Annotated in this window: 14 protein-coding genes; 6 read left to right on the top strand and 8 right to left on the bottom strand. The window is 33.1% G+C overall.

Translation table 11 applies throughout. From position 1 onward, the window contains the following. Nucleotides 1-45: 45 nt before the first annotated feature. The 4 genes from lpxA to AAEO59_RS04125 form a co-directional block, all read right to left on the bottom strand. Nucleotides 46-831, bottom strand: coding sequence for an acyl-ACP--UDP-N-acetylglucosamine O-acyltransferase (gene lpxA, locus AAEO59_RS04140; protein WP_341699478.1), 786 nt, complete (start codon nucleotides 829-831; stop codon nucleotides 46-48). Nucleotides 832-896: 65 nt separating this feature from the next. Continuing rightward, nucleotides 897-2,288: a bifunctional UDP-3-O-[3-hydroxymyristoyl] N-acetylglucosamine deacetylase/3-hydroxyacyl-ACP dehydratase gene (locus tag AAEO59_RS04135; protein ID WP_341699477.1), complete on the bottom strand. Its 1,392-nt coding sequence runs from the start codon at nucleotides 2,286-2,288 to the stop codon at nucleotides 897-899. Further along, on the bottom strand, nucleotides 2,281-3,327 hold the full coding sequence (lpxD, locus tag AAEO59_RS04130) for a UDP-3-O-(3-hydroxymyristoyl)glucosamine N-acyltransferase (protein ID WP_341699476.1): 1,047 nt from the start codon (nucleotides 3,325-3,327) through the stop codon (nucleotides 2,281-2,283). The genes AAEO59_RS04135 and lpxD overlap by 8 nt, the downstream gene beginning before the upstream one ends. Nucleotides 3,328-3,366: 39 nt before the next feature. Continuing rightward, complete coding sequence (locus AAEO59_RS04125) at nucleotides 3,367-4,596, bottom strand: HD domain-containing protein (protein WP_341699475.1); 1,230 nt, start codon at nucleotides 4,594-4,596, stop codon at nucleotides 3,367-3,369. A gap of 186 nt (nucleotides 4,597-4,782) precedes the next feature. On the opposite strand from AAEO59_RS04125, the gene AAEO59_RS04120 reads away from it, so the two are divergent. From AAEO59_RS04120 to AAEO59_RS04105, 4 genes are read left to right on the top strand one after another with little or no spacing between them, the layout of a single operon-like run. Continuing rightward, a complete protein-coding gene (locus tag AAEO59_RS04120) occupies nucleotides 4,783-5,277 on the top strand; it encodes a GbsR/MarR family transcriptional regulator (RefSeq protein ID WP_341699474.1) in 495 nt (164 codons plus the stop codon). A 10-nt stretch (nucleotides 5,278-5,287) separates the two neighbouring features. After that, nucleotides 5,288-6,397 carry an efflux RND transporter periplasmic adaptor subunit gene (locus AAEO59_RS04115; RefSeq protein ID WP_341699473.1) on the top strand — a complete coding sequence of 370 codons (1,110 nt, stop codon included), beginning with the start codon at nucleotides 5,288-5,290 and terminating at the stop codon, nucleotides 6,395-6,397. A 21-nt stretch (nucleotides 6,398-6,418) separates the two neighbouring features. Then, nucleotides 6,419-9,571 (top strand): efflux RND transporter permease subunit, encoded by a 3,153-nt coding sequence (locus AAEO59_RS04110; protein ID WP_341699472.1) that lies wholly within the window; start codon nucleotides 6,419-6,421, stop codon nucleotides 9,569-9,571. Between the two features lie 4 nt (nucleotides 9,572-9,575). After that, entirely contained in the window at nucleotides 9,576-10,976 is a 1,401-nt protein-coding gene (locus AAEO59_RS04105) for an efflux transporter outer membrane subunit (RefSeq protein WP_341699471.1), read from the top strand. A gap of 75 nt (nucleotides 10,977-11,051) precedes the next feature. Here AAEO59_RS04105 and chrA read toward each other — a convergent pair whose 3' ends face one another. The 4 genes from chrA to AAEO59_RS04085 form a co-directional block, all read right to left on the bottom strand. Next, nucleotides 11,052-12,176: a chromate efflux transporter gene (gene chrA, locus AAEO59_RS04100; RefSeq protein WP_341699470.1), complete on the bottom strand. Its 1,125-nt coding sequence runs from the start codon at nucleotides 12,174-12,176 to the stop codon at nucleotides 11,052-11,054. A gap of 124 nt (nucleotides 12,177-12,300) precedes the next feature. Then, nucleotides 12,301-12,780 carry a GyrI-like domain-containing protein gene (locus AAEO59_RS04095; protein ID WP_341699469.1) on the bottom strand — a complete coding sequence of 160 codons (480 nt, stop codon included), beginning with the start codon at nucleotides 12,778-12,780 and terminating at the stop codon, nucleotides 12,301-12,303. 236 nt (nucleotides 12,781-13,016) lie between these two features. After that, the gene (locus AAEO59_RS04090; RefSeq protein ID WP_341699468.1) at nucleotides 13,017-14,060 is read right to left on the bottom strand and encodes a virulence RhuM family protein; all 1,044 of its coding nucleotides are present in this window, start codon (nucleotides 14,058-14,060) and stop codon (nucleotides 13,017-13,019) included. 165 nt (nucleotides 14,061-14,225) lie between these two features. Then, nucleotides 14,226-15,905: an ATP-dependent nuclease gene (locus tag AAEO59_RS04085; RefSeq protein ID WP_341699467.1), complete on the bottom strand. Its 1,680-nt coding sequence runs from the start codon at nucleotides 15,903-15,905 to the stop codon at nucleotides 14,226-14,228. 331 nt (nucleotides 15,906-16,236) lie between these two features. On the opposite strand from AAEO59_RS04085, the gene porX reads away from it, so the two are divergent. Together porX and tsaE are read left to right on the top strand one after the other, a co-directional pair. Then, the gene (porX, locus tag AAEO59_RS04080; protein ID WP_341699466.1) at nucleotides 16,237-17,790 is read left to right on the top strand and encodes a T9SS response regulator signal transducer PorX; all 1,554 of its coding nucleotides are present in this window, start codon (nucleotides 16,237-16,239) and stop codon (nucleotides 17,788-17,790) included. 81 nt (nucleotides 17,791-17,871) lie between these two features. After that, the gene (gene tsaE, locus AAEO59_RS04075) at nucleotides 17,872-18,279 is read left to right on the top strand and encodes a tRNA (adenosine(37)-N6)-threonylcarbamoyltransferase complex ATPase subunit type 1 TsaE (RefSeq protein WP_341699465.1); all 408 of its coding nucleotides are present in this window, start codon (nucleotides 17,872-17,874) and stop codon (nucleotides 18,277-18,279) included. The last annotated feature ends 35 nt before the right edge of the window (nucleotides 18,280-18,314 follow it).

Genomic DNA, 18,314 nt, shown 5'->3' with positions numbered 1-18,314 from the left:
GTTATATTGAACACATTCTGTTTAGAAATCTAAACTCTAAAATGATTAATAGCTTCCGCTATAACCTTTCATAATACCACGGGATGAATTTCTGATGAAATCAATAATCTCATCTCTTTCAGGAGTCGCCTCCATTTCGGCTTCGATAATTCCTAAAGCCTGAGTTGTATTATAATTTTTTTGGTAAAGAATTCTGTAGATATCCTGAATTTCTCTAATTTTTTCAGTAGAAAATCCTCTTCTTCTTAAACCAACCGAATTAATCCCTACATATGACAATGGTTCTTTGGCTGCTTTAGTATAAGGAGGCACATCTTTACGAACTAAAGATCCTCCTGAAATCATAGCGTGATCACCAATATGAATAAATTGATGAATAGCTGCTAAACCTCCAATTACCGCATGATTACCTACAACCACATGCCCGGCAAGTGCCACACCGTTTACTATAATAGCATTATTCCCAATAACACAATCGTGAGCAATGTGTGCATAAGCCATCACAAGACAATTATTCCCTAAAACTGTTTGTCCTGAAGCTACTGTACCTCTATTAATGGTTACACATTCTCTAATAGTACAATTATCTCCAATGATTGCCAATGAATCTTCACCACCAAATTTTAAATCTTGAGGAACCGCCGAAATAACTGCACCCGGGAAAATATTACAGTTTTTCCCAATTCTAGCTCCTTCCATGATAGTTACATTAGAACCTATCCAAGTACCATCACCAATTACCACATTGTTGTGAATGGTTGTAAAAGGCTCAATTACCACATTTTTGGCGATTTTTGCGCCAGGATGAACATATGCTAATGGTTGATTCATCTATTTTCGTTTTTTATAATTAATTATATTAATTACTATTTAAAGTAACAGTGAGGGTAACTGTTTTATTGTTGTTTTTTTGCAATTTGTGCCATTAATTCAGCCTCAGCTACTAATTTTCCATTAGCGTAAGCATTAGCTTGCATATGACAAATACCTCTTCTGATAGGTGTAATCAAATCACATTTGAAAATCAATGTATCTCCAGGTAACACCTTGTGTTTGAATTTAACATTATCAATTTTCATGAAATAAGTCAAATAATTCTCTGGATCTGGAACAGTACTTAACACTAAAATTCCACCTGTTTGAGCCATTGCCTCAACGATTAAAACTCCTGGCATAACTGGTGCATCAGGGAAATGTCCAACGAAGAAATTCTCATTCATCGTTACATTTTTCATACCTACCACATGACTATCTGACATTTCGATGATTCTGTCAATCAACAAAAATGGAGGTCTGTGTGGCAACATAGCCATGATTTTATGAATATCCATTAAAGGCTCCTGATTCAAATCATAAACAGGAACGTAATTACGTTGCTCGATTTTAATCATCTTAGCCATTTTCTTTGCAAATTGAGTGTTTACAAAATGACCCGGTTTATTAGCTATAATTTTTCCTTGGATTTTTGTTCCAATTAAAGCTAAATCACCAATTACATCAAGTAATTTGTGTCTAGCTGCTTCGTTTGGATAATGCAATGTTAAGTTGTCTAAAATTCCATTTGGCTTAACAGTGATTGTTTCTTTACCAAAAGCCACTTTTAAATTTTCCATTGTAGATGCAGAAATTTCTTTATCAACATAAACAATAGCATTATTCAAATCCCCTCCTTTAATTAAACCATTATCCAAAAGAGATTCTAATTCATGTAAAAAACTAAAAGTTCTTGAAGAAGCAATTTCAGTTTTGAAATCACTGATATTTTTTAAAGTTGCATTTTGTGTACCTAAAATTTTAGTACCAAAATCAACCATTGTAGTTACAGTATAATGGTCGCTAGGCATAACCAGAATTTCACTTCCACTAGCTTCATCAGTAAAAGAAATTACTTCTTTTACCACATAAACTTTGCGTTCCGCATTTTGATCATCAACACCGGCTTTTTCTAATGCTTCAACAAAATATTTAGAAGAACCATCCATAATAGGCAATTCAGAAGCATTCAATTCAATGATTACATTGTCTAAATCACAACCTACCAAAGCAGCTAAAACGTGCTCAGGTGTTTGAATTTTCACTCCTAATTTTTCTAAATTAGTTCCGCGTTGAGTATTCACTACATAATTAGCATCTGCTTCGATAACAGGATGTCCTTCAAGATCTACTCTGACAAAAGTAAAACCATTATTTACTGGAGCAGGTTTAAAAGTCATTGTAACTTCTTTTCCGGTATGTAACCCAACCCCTGTTAATGAGATTTCTGTTTTGATGGTCTTCTGTTTAACCATTGTTTCCATTTTTTTGGTTTAATATTTGTTTCTTTAATTCGTCTATTTCTGCAATTATTTTAGGTAAATTTTTAAAATGAACATACGATTTGCTAAAGTCAGAATAACCAAAAGTTGGGCTTCCTTGCAAAACTTCATCATCTTTTATATTCCTTGCAATTCCTGATTGTGCCTGAACTCTAACATTATTTCCTATTGTTAAATGTCCGGAAATACCTACTTGGCCACCAATCATTGCATTCTTACCTATTTTAGTTGAACCTGCAATTCCTGTTTGTGCAGCAATTACGGTATTTTCACCAATTTCTACATTATGTGCAACCTGAATTTGATTGTCTAATTTTACTCCTTTTCTAATTCTTGTAGAACCTAATGTAGCTCTGTCAATAGTAGAACAAGCTCCTATTTCTACATCATCTTCAATGACAACATTTCCTATTTGAGGTATTTTTTTATAACTGCCATCAGGATTAGGTGCAAATCCAAAACCATCCGAACCTATAACAGTTCCCGCATGGATAATACAATTATTTCCAATTACTGATTCCGAATATATTTTTGCGCCGGCAAAAATAGTCACATTATCACGAATGACAACATTATCTCCAATAAAACAATTGGGATAAATTTTTACATTATCACCAATAACTACATTACTACCTACATAACTAAAACTTCCTAAATATAAGTTTTCACCGTATTTAACATCATCTGCTAATACCGTATGTGGTTCAATGCCTTGCTTGCTTGATTTTTTATATTGATCGTAAAACTCTAATAATTTTGAAAATGCCATATAAGCATCATCAACCTTAATTAGTGTTGTTTTTAAATCGGTTTCAGGAATGAAGCTTTTGTTTACAATTGTAATTGTAGCTTCGGTGGTATAAATGTAATTATTGTATTTTGGATTAGATAAAAAAGTCAAAGAACCAACTTTTCCCTCTTCTATTTTAGAAAGTTCGTGTACTTCAGCCAAAGGATTACCTACGACTTCTCCTTCTAAAACGCCCGCTATTTGTTCTGCTGTAAATTTCATTGCGACAAAAATATAAAAAAATAGATTTCAAATAGGGTTTTAAACTAGTTGTTTTGGAAAACAAATGTAATACTTGGTCACCGATTTTGATAAAGATTTCAAATTCAACTGGTCTGATGATTCAATTACATCCTCCACGGTTCGATCTTTTTTCAAAATTCGTATGGGCTCCGCTTCTTTATTATAAGCTTGATTTTTAATTTTTCCCTTAAAAATAAAATAATTAGTATCTGCTATACTAATATTGTATTCTAATGCCAAACGTTCTTTTAACGGTGTTAAATCATCAATGGCTACTTTATCACTTGTTAAATGAATTTTTAGCAAATCACGATTGATTATCATTTTGCTCAAAGAAGACAAAATAAAATCGTCCTGTCTTTGCCAAGCTTTTAATGCGCTAATGATATCAAAATCATCTAATTGTGAAAACAAATCCAAAGTAGCAGTGTCAAATGAATTTAAATCAATTTTATTTTGCATAAAAAACTGTAAGGGTTCACTACAAGGTAAGATTGCTCCTTTAATCGTTAACTCTTTGGCTCTTTTTAAAATTTTGGTCAACACCAGTTCTGCTACCAGACTTGTTTTATGCAAATAGGCCTGCCAATACATTAGACGGCGCGACATTAGAAATTTTTCGACAGAATAAATCCCTTTCTCTTCAATGACTAAAACATCATCTTCAACATTCATCATCTGGATTAAACGTTCTGAATTGACATTTCCTTCAGCAACACCTGAATAAAAACTATCGCGTTTTAAATAATCCATTCGATCCATATCTAGCTGACTGGAAATCAATTGCAACATGAATTTTCGATGATAATCTCCCTCAAAAATTTTAATTGCCAGACTTAATTTGCCTTTGAATTCCACATTCAGTTGGCGCATAAACAATAAAGAAATCTCTTCATGATGAACGTCTTCAACAATACTTTTTTCCATTGCATGTGAAAAAGGTCCATGTCCAATATCATGCAATAAAATAGCTATGTATAAAGCATTTTCTTCTTCTTCTGAAATTTCAACAGCTTTAAAACGTAAAACATCTACCGCTTTTTGCATTAAATGCATGCAACCTAAGGCATGATGAAAACGAGTATGATTAGCACCTGGATAAACTAAATAGGACAATCCCATTTGAGATATACGTCTTAATCTTTGAAAATAAGGATGTTGAATTAAATCGTAAATTAAAGCATTTGGGATACTTATAAATCCATAGATAGGATCATTAAATATTTTAAGTTTATTGATTTGCGTCACTATAAGTTGGTTTTGACGGCAAATATAATGAAATTCAATTTTATTTTTTAAGTCAACATGAAGGCTTCACTATTATAGTTTTTTGTTAAGATTTAAAAAAAAGATTTGTTCTTATAAAATTAACACAAATTTAAGTTCGGTTAGTTCGGTAATTACCGAACTAACCATACCTTTGCACAAAAAAACATGGATATTAAACAAGAAAGAGAAGAAATCATAGAGTTGTACGGCAACTATTTTGAAAAACTCTATAATATTCCACCTCTTGCTGCAAGAATTTTAGGAACACTAATAACTGACGGCTGTAAAACAGGCTTGACATTTGACGCTCTGGTAGAAAAATTAGGAGCGAGTAAGAGTTCCATCTCGACAAATTTGAATTTACTTTTGAACATAGAAAAGATCACCTTTTTTACAAAAGCCGGTGATCGTAAAAAATATTTCAAACCTGCAAATTTGAGTCAACGTCTTGCAAATTTTCTAAAACTGATTGATTCAGAAATGATTATTATCGACCGACTTATTGATTACAGAGAAGCAACCGCTTCTTGTTCTGAAGAAAAATGCAATTTAGAAAACGTGAAAGCTTACAGGACACACATAATTGAAGCAAAAAAATTGTTTATAAAAACAATTGATAATTTTAAACAAATCGAACTAAAAAATAACAATAATAAATAAATCCTTCTCAATGAAAAAACTTTCATTAACCGTTATGAGTTTAATACTCTTAGTAGCTTGCGGAAAAAAAGAAGAGCAAGCAGCTCCTACTGTAATGCCTTACAAAGTAGTTAATGTGTCTAAATCAAATACTTCGCTAATTGCGGAATATCCTGCTACATTAGAAGGTGTTACTGATATAGATATTCGTGCCAAAGTAGATGGTTATATTGAAAAAATTTACGTGCAGGAAGGTCAGGAAGTAAAAAAAGGACAATTACTTTTTAAATTAGAAACACAAACAGCTGATCAAGAAGCGAGTGCTGCTAAAGCAAAAGTAGCTGCTGCACAGGTTGAAGTGAATCGTTTGAAACCACTTGTAGAGAGAAATATCATTAGTGATGTGCAATTAGAAACAGCCAAAGCCAATTTAGCAAGTGCCAAAAGTACTTATCAAAGTATTATTGCCCGCATTAATTATGCTACTATTAAAAGTCCTGTGAATGGAATTGTTGGGACTTTACCTTTACGATTAGGAAGTTATGTGAGTAGTCAAACTACAGAACCACTTACCCGAATTTCAGATGTAAGTACCATTTATGCTTATTTTTCTGTAAATGAAAAACAGCAATTGGATTTTACAATGACTGCTGAAGGAAAAACTTTCCAAGAAAAAATTAATCGTTTGCCAATGGTGAACTTAATATTGAGCAATGGAGAAACTTATTCTCAAAAGGGGAAAATAGAAACAGTAAGTGGTCAGGCCAATACTCAAACTGGATCTTTTAATGTTAGAGCAAGTTTTGCTAACGGAAACAAATTATTACGTTCTGGCGGAAGTGGTACAATTCAAATTCCAACTAAATTAACAGATGTTATTTTGATTCCTCAAAACGCAACAATAGAAATGCAAGACAAACGTGTAGTTCTAACAGTTGATAAAGAAAATAAAGTTAAAGCCATACCTATAGAGGTTCGAGCTGTACCAGGAGGACAATTTTTTGTTGTTGATAAAGGATTAAATATAAATGACAAAATTCTTATTGAAGGTGTAGGAATTGTGGCTGAAGGAACAGAAATCAAACCGCAATTAGTTGACTACACAACTATCATCAATACTGAAAAAGAGAAAGTTAACTAACAATCGAATAAATAAAGATATATGTTTTCAAAATTCATTGACAGACCCGTATTGTCAACGGTGATTTCCATTATCATCGTCATATTGGGTTTATTGGGATTGATTTCTCTTCCCATTTCACAATATCCGGAAATCGCGCCACCTACAGTAACTGTTTCTGCAAATTACCAAGGTGCAAGTGCTGAAGTGGTGATGAACTCAGTAGTTATTCCGTTAGAAGAACAAATTAATGGTGTGGAAGACATGACTTATATGACTTCTACCTCTAATAATGATGGTTCGGCAACCATAAACATTTACTTTAAATTAGGTACTAATCCTGATTTAGCGGCAGTAAACGTTCAAAACCGTGTTTCACGTGCTACACCACTTTTACCTCAGGAGGTTACTAGAGCCGGAGTTACTACTTCTAAAAGACAAAGTGATAATATCTTGATTTTCTCTTTATACAGTGAAAATCCAAATTATGATATGACTTTTCTTCAAAACTATGCCAACATCAACATTCTGCCAAAAATTAAGAGGGTTGCTGGTGTAGGTGAAGCGATGATTTTTGGTCAAAAAGACTACTCGATGCGTATTTGGTTAAAACCGGACGTAATGGGGGCTTATGGCTTAGTTCCTTCAGATGTTACTTCTTTATTGGCAGAACAAAATATTGAAGCTGCACCAGGACAATTGGGAGAAAGCAGTGACCAGTCTTTTCAATATATTTTAAAATACAGAGGACGTTTGCAAAGCACAAAAGAATTTGAAGAAATTGTTGTGCGCTCCACTCCTAATGGTGAAGTATTGAAATTAGGCGATGTCGCTAAAATTGAATTGGGAGCTGTAAATTATGCCAGTAATACACTTACTAATGGTAATCAATCAGTAGCGATAGCAATTGCCCAAACCGCAGGTTCTAATGCACAGGAAGTAATTGAAAACTCCTTACAGGTATTAGAAAAATCATCTGTAAATTTCCCGAAAGGGGTAAAATACACCACTTTAATTAATGCCAATGATTTCCTTGACGAATCTATTTCTAAAGTAATTCATACTTTAATTGAAGCATTTATTTTAGTATTTATCGTAGTTTTTATCTTTTTACAAGACTGGAGATCTACACTTATTCCGGCTATTTCAGTACCGGTAGCTATTATTGGAACGTTCTTTTTCTTAAGTTTATTTGGTTTTACCATCAACTTATTGACTTTATTTGCTTTGGTTTTAGCCGTTGGTATTGTTGTGGATGATGCGATCGTTGTTGTGGAAGCCGTACACGCCAAGATGGAAGCCGGTGAACACGATCCTAAAAAAGCTGCACATAGCGCCATGGGTGAAATTAGTAGTGCTATTATTTCGATTACCCTGGTAATGTCGGCGGTATTTATTCCGGTATCGTTTATTAGTGGTTCTTCGGGTGTTTTCTATAAACAATTTGGTTTAACATTAGCGGTTTCAATTGTTCTATCAGCAATTAATGCACTTACCTTATCCCCTGCTCTTTGTGCCATTTTCTTAAAAGAGCACGGAAGTAACAAACCAAAAGGTTTCTTAGAACGTTTTTATGCTGCTTTCAACTCAGGATTTGATGTTACTACGGCTAAATACAAACGCTCTGTACAATTTTTTGTAAAAAGAAAATGGATGGCTTTTGCCGGAATTGCACTTTTTACCGGACTTTATATTTTATTGACAACAATTACCCCTAAAGCCTTTGTTCCTAATGAAGATACAGGTTCTATCATGTCGGATGTTTCATTGGCGCCGGGAACTTCTTTAAAAAGAACCGAAGAGGTATTGTTGAAAATTGAAAATCAAATTAAAGATATTCCGGAAATTAAAGAAATATTACGTATTTCTGGTCGAAGTTTAATTAGTGGTACCGGAAGTAACTACGGAATGGTTATCGTAAAATTAAAACCTTGGGCCGAACGTAAAAATGCGAATCAGGAAGTTACAGCTGTTGTACAAGAATTATTTAAACGTGCTGCAGTAGTAAAAGACGCCAGAGTATTGTTTTTTGCCCGTCCTACCCTAGTTGGTTTTGGTTTTTCAAACGGTTTCGAAATGCAATTGCAAGACCAAAAAGGAAGTAGTATTCAAGAATTTAGTAAAGTAAAAGATGAATTTTTAGCCGAGCTAACAAAACGTCCAGAAATTCAGTATGCTACCACGTCTTTTTCGGCTAATTATCCACAATACCGTATTGATTTAAATGTACCTGCAATTAAAAAATCAGGATTAACAGTTACAGACATTCTAGGAACATTACAAGGTTATTATGGAGGTGTTTATGCGTCCAACTTTAATAAATTTGGGAAACAATTTCGTGTAGTTTACCAGTCAGAACCACAGTTTAGAAATGATCCTGAATCATTCAATAAAGTTTTGGTTCGAAACAATAACGGACAAATGGCACCTATTTCACAATTTGTAAAACTGGAAAAAGTTTTTGGTCCTCAGGCTATCGAACGTTTTAACTTATTTACTTCAGTTAAAATCACTGGAGCACCAAATAAAGGCTTTAGTTCTGGAGATGCTATTAAAGCTGTAGAAGAAGTAGCCAGTGAAAAGTTACCTTTGGGTTATGGTTATGAATTTTCGGGTATGACTCGTGAAGAAATTAGTGCTGGTGGACAAACATTGTTCATTTTCATTTTATGTCTGGTATTTGTTTATTTCTTATTGTCAGCACAGTATGAAAGTTATATTCTTCCATTTGCGGTATTATTATCATTACCAATTGGATTAGCTGGGTCGTATATTTTTGCTTATTTATTTGGAGTTACAAACAACATTTATTTGCAAATTACCCTAATCATGTTAATTGGTTTATTGGCTAAAAATGCCATTTTGATCGTAGAATTCTCTGCAGATGCACGACGAAAAGGTTTTAGTGTTCAACAAGCCGCAATTGAAGGTGCGGTTGCCCGTTTACGACCTATTTTAATGACCTCTTTTGCCTTTATTTTAGGTTTATTACCATTGATGCTTGCTCAGGGAGCCGGTGCTGTAGGTAACAAAGCTATTGGAACAGGAGCTATTGGTGGTATGTTAATAGGAACGATTTTAGGAGTTTTTGTAATTCCGGTTTTGTTTATTGTTTTCCAAAATTTACAGGAAAAAATTTCTACAAAACCACTTCCTGCTCCTATTGACGAATCGGATGTTAAATCTTTAGAATAAGAAAATGAAAAATAATATATATAAAATTGCCTTAGTAAGCTTTACCGCAATTGCTGTACAATCCTGCTTTGTAGCTAAAGATTACAAAAGACCCGAAGTAAAAACAGATAATTTGTATCGCAGTGAAACCGTAGTTTCTGATACAAATTCGTTGGCCAATGTAAGCTGGGACAAAATTTTCACTGATCCTATTTTGCAGGGATATATTCGTAAAGGCTTACAAAATAATTTAGATATCCGCATTGCCATGCAAAACCTTGTTGCAGCCGAAGCGACTATGAAACAAGGAAAAGCAGGTTATTTACCAAATGTTTCAGTAGGAACTGACTGGACACATCAGGAGTTATCGAAAAATTCTCAAATGGGTTCAATTGTTAGAAACACAACAATTAACCAATATCAATTTACAGGAACACTTTCCTGGGAAGCAGATATTTGGGGTAAAATCAGAAGTAATAAACGTTCTGCTAACGCTGCTTTTTTACAAACTACAGCTGCCAATCAAGCTATTAAAACAGAACTGATTGCTAATATTGCATCTACTTATTATCAATTGCTGGCAGTTGATGAACAAATTAAAGTAGCCGAGGAAACTTTAATTAACAGAAATAAAAGCGTTGAAACAATTATTCAACTTAAAAAATCAGGAAATGTAACTGAAGTGGGAGTTAAACAAACAGAAGCTCAAAAATATGCCACAGAAATTATTATTGCCGATTTAAAAAATTCGGTGATCATTCTTGAAAACACTTTAAGTACACTTTTAGGAGAACCTTCGGCAAAAATAGAACGCAGTAATTTTAATGCTCAAAAATTACAACCTGCCATAACTTTAGGAGTACCTTCACAATTGCTTCGAAATCGTCCGGATGTAATTGCTGCCGAATACAATTTGATTTCAAATTTTGAATTGACAAATGTAGCCAAAAGCAGTTTTTATCCAAGTTTAAAAGTAACTGCTACCGGAGGTTTACAAAGTATTGACATTAAAGAATTATTTAGTGCCAATTCTATTTTTGCCAATATTGTAACAGGTTTAACTCAACCAATCTTCAATCAGAGACAGTTGAAAACTAAATATGAAATTGCAAAAGCGAATCAGGAAAAAGCCTATTTACAATTTGAACAATCGCTTTTAAAAGCTGGTAAAGAAGTATCAGATGCATTAGCATTATACAATAATGAATCCAGAAAAATAATCATTCGCGAAAAACAAGCCGAAGCATTAACAACGGCAGCGAGTTTTTCAGATGAATTGTTGACTTATGGTTTAGCTAATTATCTGGAAGTTTTAACTTCTAAGAACGATGCATTGAATGCTAAACTGAATTTAGTTGACAATAGATTCCAACAATATAAAGCCATCATTCAATTATACAGAGCCCTTGGTGGTGGCTGGCAATAATATTTATTATTAATTAGTTATTAATTAGTTATTTGTTCATAGAAGTCATTAAGTTTTACTTAGTGGCTTCTTTTTTTAAACCAAAGTCAATACGTATCCTAAAAAAGCGCCACCAACAACAATAAATGCCGAATTTATTTTTCTGAAACTAAAAGCGATAATAATCCCAACAATGGCAATTACAATGGTGCGCCAATCAGTAATGGTTTCCGCTCCCATCTGTATACAAATGGATATAATGATAGCTACCGAAGCTACATTAACTGCATCTAAAAAGACCGAAAAAGATTTCGAATTGCGCAGCTTTTTAACCAAAGGATTCAATAAAGCAACAATAACAAAGGAAGGCAAAAAAATAGCCAATGTAGAAACCGCTGCGCCGCTAAAACCATTGATTTGATAACCTACAAAAGTTACCGATGAAAAAACGGGTCCTGGAGTAAACTGTCCCACTGCAATAGCATCAATTAATTCGGTTCTGCTAAGAAGTCCTTTTGAAACCAATTCGGCATCCAAAAAAGCAAACAAAACATAACCACTTCCGTAGAGAATCGAACCTATTTTCAAAAAAATCAAAAATAAATTCCAATTACTAGTCATCAAAATTGTCTTAGGAACAGACAAAATACCAATAGGAATCCAATTCCTTTGAACCGATTTGTTATTTTGTATCGAAAACCAAAATAACGACAAAAATCCTGCTCCAAAAAGTAAGGCAATTTCGTTAAAATGTAAAAGTGATAGTACTAACACAATTACACCAATTATTCCAAGCGAAATGGTTTTGAATGATTTTTTTGCCAAAGGAAAAATAGCGCCTAAGATTATCGCAATAATTGCAGGTTTGATTCCGTACAAAAAAGGCTGAATTTCGGGAAATTGGCCGTATTCTTTATAGAGCCAAGCAAAAAATCCGGTGATAAAAACGGCAGGCAAAATAAAACAAAGTCCTGCCACGACTAAACCCTTTACTCCTGCTCTTTCATGACCAATGTGAATAGCTAATTCGGTACTGTTTGGCCCCGGAATTAAATGAGTTGCTCCTAACAAATCAAGAAAATGCTGTTCGTCAAGCCATTTTCGTTTAAAGACCACTTCATTTTGCATCATAGCAATATGAGCTGCAGGCCCACCAAAACCAATGATTCCTAATTTTAGAAAAAGTTGAGCCAATTCTTTTAAGCGTTGTTTTTCAGTCATGAACTAATCTTTATTTTTTGACAAATTTATAGATTAGCAATAAAAAACCGATTAAGACAACAATAACAAAAAGTTGCCATAAAATAGCAGGAAAATCAAAATAGCTTAGTGTATTCATAAATAATTATTTTAATCGAACAGGAATCCAAACTTCTTCTTCCGAATTAGGATCTCCTTTTTTGTATTTGGAACCCAAAATTTCAAAATGAGGTCGATAATCCACCACATAAGCCGAATTGGGAATCCAATCACTAAAAATGGCTTCAAAAAAAGCGGGAGCATTACTACCATCGCCTTTGTAATCAAAAACCGCATACCAGCCACCCGGAATTACCAGCGTATGCATATTTGACGGAATATTTTCAAAAGCACTTACTTCAACAGCCGCCCATTTTTCAAACGCCGTTTCAGGATTAAAATGAGTCCAAAAATCTATTGGAAATTGTTGTACCGAAAACAAATCAGAACCAATGGTATTTGTAATTTCCTTTTTTATTGGCATAAAACTTTGCCACAACGGCACCGGATTATAAGCCGCATAATTCATGTTTTGCTTACAACCTACTAGTTTTTTTTCTTCGAGGGCTATGATTTTGGGTTTCATTTAAAAGTATTAAACCGTATAATATGTAACCCGTTGGGTGAAATTATTAAAAACGTCAGTTCGAGTGTTTTTTGTGTAGTGAAACGAAACAAAAAATGTATCGAGAACCGTTTTTAATGAAATTTTTCTTGTTCTCGATACGATTTTCTACGGAAAATCACTCGAACTGACGAAAAATCACCATAAAAAACTAATTTCACCCAACGGGTTAATATGTATATTAAATTTGACGTATTTTAATCTTTTTTAGGAGTAAGTTGACTTTTGATAATTTTATCAAAATCACTTTCAAATAATCGATCCTGAATAATTCTGTATTTTTCGAACTCACTTTCTGCGTGTGCTTTGGCTATTTCAGCAGTTACTTTTCCTGCGTTTTGTAAAATTTCTCTATCGGTAGCTTCAATAAATTTATTCAAGCGACTTTCCCAATCTTCCATAGTCATCGGAATTTGACGGATAGCCATATCTTCAGCTATATCTAAATAGGCTGAAACCAAACGTTGTAATTGTTGTATTTCGTTTTCAGTCAAATAATTTTTAGCTACACTGACGTCAAATTTTTGGATTTTTCCACCAGGAGCATCTTTCCAACTGGTTAAACCCATATTTTCTTTTTGGTGATTGGCTCTATTCACAACAACTTCAGCAGCTGTTTGTCCGTGTATTGCCCAATGGAGTTTGTTTTGAACAGTAGCAAAAAATCGTTGTGTTGCACTGGCTGAAATATCATAATCTATGGCTGTACTATAAATATCTGTGATTTTTTGATAAAATTTACGTTCGCTTAGGCGAATTTCTCTAATCCGTTGAAGTTGTTCTTCAAAATATTTTTTACCTAAAATAGTACCGTCATTTTTCAATCGCTCATCATCCATTGCAAACCCCTTGATGGTAAATTCCTGTACGATTTGTGTCGCCCATTTTCTAAATTGTACTGCTCTCTCAGAATTTACTTTGTAGCCAACAGCAATAATTGCAGAAAGATTGTAGTGCTGCGTATCATAATTTTTACCATCTGAAGCAGTTATCCGGAATTTCCGGATAACTGCTTCGTCTTGTAATTCATTGTCTTTAAATATCTTTTGTAGATGTTCGTTAACGGTTCTTACATTAACGTTGTAAAGTGCTCCCATCATCTTTTGTGTCAACCAAATATTTTCATCCGCATAAATGGCTTCAACGCCTCCTTCTCCCGTAGCTGCAATAAAGGTTAAGTACTCCGCGGTAGAAGAACGGATTACTGATTTTTCATCTTTATTTTCTTTATTTCTATTCATTTTATTTTCCTTTGATGCAATTCAGTTGCTAATTGAATTAAATTTTCTAAAACTTCTTCCACAATTTTTCAAATTGATCGTAAACAGCATAATTAATGTTTTGCTTAAAACCTACCAACTTTTTTTCCGAAAATACAGTTATTCTTGGTTTCATAAAAAATGTTTTTAAATAATCTCTTTTACAAAATTTCTGGCTATTTCTAATTCCAAATCATTTTTCAAATCTTTACTTAATACATCATTAACCCATTTTGGTCCATGATTACCTATTGTTTTATCAAAACATTCTAACTCTCCTACTTCAAGAATATAAAAGCCTTTTTCTTTAAAATTTATTTGCAATCTTTCGAATGCTTTGGTAGCATTTCCACTTGGAATATATGCTTTACCTACTTGTTTTGCTTCTGTCCAAGGTGAAGCTTTTTTAAGAGCTCTATTAATTTCAGATATTTTTTCTTTTGGAAAAATTCTTTCAGAAGTTGAATCAAAAACTTCTTTTATTTCATCTTTTAAATCCTCTGTTAAAAATTCAGGTCTTTTACTTTCTATTTCAGCCTTTACAAGATTCCAGTCTTTTTCCACTTCACTCCAAGTTCCTCCAAGACTCTCATAAATAGATTTTATAGGATTGATATTATTTAAAACATCAAAATCTGTTACTATTGACATAGGAACATTCAGTTTTTTTAATGCTTTAATAACTACTGGAACCCTGTGTTTACCACCACAGTGAATAAATAATACATCAGGTGCAATTTGCCCTAAATCATCGTATAAAGATGACAATATTGCAGAAAAAAATCTACAATCAGAATCACTTTCACAAATAATAACTTTTGAATGAAATAAACCACTTAAAACATTTGAATGTCGCAATAAAGAATCAGCCCATATTTCGTTTATATCTAAACTGTTTAAAACGCTAACTTCATTTATCGAATCTTTACGTTGAATTCTTATTATTTTTAAGTTTTGAACATTGGAATCTAATAAACCTTTGAGAAAATCTTCACTATGTGTAGTTAGGAATAACTGTCTCTCGGAAGGCAAATCTTTTGCCAGCATTTTCCCTAATAATCTTGCTTGTGGTGGATGTAAAAATGCTTCAGGTTCATCAATAAAAAGCATTTTATGATGTGATATGAATGCATTTAATAAAAATCCTACAAAACTTCTCATACCATCTCCTTGAAGTTGTAGTAAATCTAATTTTTCTAATTCTCTTAAATATCCTTCAGAAATTCTATCTTCACCTTTTTTCGGTTTTGGTTTTTTTCCAACATATAATGGAACTTCATTACCAGCATTTCTATGAACAATTAAATCTGTTCCAAATGCTTGTTTAAAATATTCGCTAAATTGTAATTCCAATTTATCATTTTTTTGGAGAAAATGAATAGGATGCTGAGGAGGATTTGTTGTTATTTTTATACTCTGTGGAGGGTTTGCTGCAATTAGTCTTTGTTCTGTTGACAATATATTTACAAAAATGTTTGCTAATTGGTCAATCCCATCATTCATATTATTCCAATAATGAGGTAGATTAGCTTGATTAATTCTAAAATTGAAACCTTGTAAATCTGGTTGACGACTGCCTGTATAAATTTCTTGAGAAAAATTATTTACATAAGTAACAAGATCTTCTTCAGTACCACTATTATTAATTGTAATATCAGAGACAATTTTTCCTCTTTTCGTTTTATTGCGAATCATTGAAGAAGTTTCTTTTAAAGTAGCACTTTTTCCCGCATTATTTGGGCCAACTATGACAACAATATCATTTTCATTAAGAGAAACTTTACTATTGTCATTGAATTCGATGTTACTAAGCCAAATTTTTATCATTTTTATTTTCCATTAATAATAAATTCAAATATAAGATAATTCATCACAACGAAAATCCTAAGTTATCAACAACTTTAAAGTAATAGTTGTTAGTCTCTGTTCTATTTTCTTACATCTTTTTTCTTTCTTCTCTAAGACTAAAGAAAGAAATTTTATAATAATATTAGGAATTTAGAGCGCATAAAATCTGTATTTTGCACAATGATGCAGCACTATTTGCGTTTATACATAAACTGTTTTAAATCGTATTCTATACTTTTTAAGCAGTACTTCATGAGATTCCTCATTCTTCGGAATGACAATTAAGAACGATAAAATATTTTTACACAATATGGACAAAATAAAAATACTTTGGGTGGATGATGAGATCGATTATCTAAAACCGCACATCCTTTTTTTAGAGAAAAAAAATTACGAAGTCACTACTTGCAACAATGGTCTTGATGCCATCGAGATATTTGATAACGAAAACTTTGACATTGTTTTCCTTGACGAAAACATGCCCGGAATGAGCGGACTGGAAACCCTTTCGGAGATGAAAGAGAAAAAAAGCGCTATTCCGATGATTATGATTACCAAAAGCGAAGAAGAATACATCATGGAGGAAGCCATTGGCGCTAAAATTGCCGATTACCTGATTAAACCCGTAAATCCGAATCAGATTTTGCTGAGTTTAAAAAAGAATCTGGATAATTCGAAACTGATTTCGCAAAAAACCACTTTGGATTACCAAAAGGAATTTCGAAAAATCGCCATGGAAATGGGCATGGTGAATAGTTATGAAGACTGGATAGAATTGTATAAAAAACTATTATTCTGGGAATTACAACTCGAAGATATCAACGATCAAGCCATGATTGAAATCTTGGAATCGCAAAAAGTAGAAGCCAATTCGCAGTTTGGAAAATTCATCGAACGCAATTACGAAGACTGGTTTTTACCTAAAGCCGATACTCCTATTCAATCGCATACTTTATTCAAGGAATTGGTTGTTCCCGAATTGAAAAAGAAAGAAAGACCGGTGTTATTTGTGGTTATCGATAATTTAAGATACGATCAATGGAAAGCCTTCGAAAATGTAGTAGCTGATTATTATAAACTGGAAAAAGAAGTTCCTTATTATTCCATTTTACCTACAGCTACTCAATATGCCCGAAATGCTATTTTCTCTGGTTTATTGCCGGTTGATATGGAAAAAAAACATCCGGATTTGTGGAAAAATGATCCCGATGAAGGCGGAAAAAATTTATTTGAGGCCGAATTTTTGGCGGCACAATTAAAGCGTTTAAATTTGAATATCAAATCGGACTATTTTAAGATTACCAATATAGCTTCAGGAAAAAAACTTTTAGACAACTTTAAAACACTAAAAGATAATGATTTAGTTGCAGTTGTTTACAATTTTGTCGATATGCTTTCGCACGCTAAAACCGAAATGGATGTCGTAAAAGAACTCGCTCCAGATGATAAAGCCTATCGTTCACTGACATTAAGTTGGTTTAAAAATTCTCCTTTACTGGAAATTATCCAACAGGCACAAAAACTAGGTTTCAAATTAATCCTAACCACCGATCACGGAACTATCAACGTAAAAAATCCTTCAAAAGTGGTTGGTGATAAAAATACCAGCTTGAATTTACGCTACAAAACCGGCCGAAGTTTAACTTATGAAAGCAAGGATGTTTATGCCATAAAAGACCCAAAAAAAATTGGCTTACCGGCAATAAATATGAGCAGTTCTTTTATTTTTGCAAAAAATGATTTGTTTTTGGCCTATGTCAATAACTACAATCATTATGTGAGTTATTATAAAAATACCTATCAGCATGGCGGTATTTCATTAGAAGAAATGATTGTTCCTTGCTTGATATTTAATCCAAAATAGGAATTTAGTCCTTAGTCCTTAGTTTAGTAAACAAAAATGAAGGACTAAGAACTAAGGAATAAGGACTAATAAACTAAAAACATGGAAATCACTTTTTCATTAAACGAAATAAGCAATGTTGCCGAATTGATTGTAGCGGCTAAACCCAATAAAGTCATCCTTTTTAATGGAGAAATGGGAGCTGGAAAAACTACTTTTATCAAACAATTGTGCAAAACATTGGGTGTAAATGAAGCAACCAGTAGTCCAACTTTTTCTTTAGTTAACGAATACGAAGCAGCAAATAATCAAATCATTTATCATTTTGATTTTTATCGCCTTAAAAAAGAAACAGAAGCGCTTGACATGGGAGTGGATGATTATTTGTATTCCGGAAATTGGTGTTTTATCGAATGGGCCGAAAACATAGCTAATCTTATTCCCGATAATCATTCCGTCATAAATATAGAAGCCCTTCCGGATGGAAAAAGGCTTTTAAAACTAAAATAATTTAACCAAAATAAAATAATTTTAACTACTGAATA

Source organism: Flavobacterium flavipallidum (assembly GCF_038289905.1).
Taxonomy (GTDB): Bacteria; Bacteroidota; Bacteroidia; order Flavobacteriales; family Flavobacteriaceae; genus Flavobacterium; species Flavobacterium flavipallidum.
The sequence above is the reverse complement of the archived record's forward strand: the minus strand, read 5'-3'. Positions and strand labels throughout refer to the sequence as shown.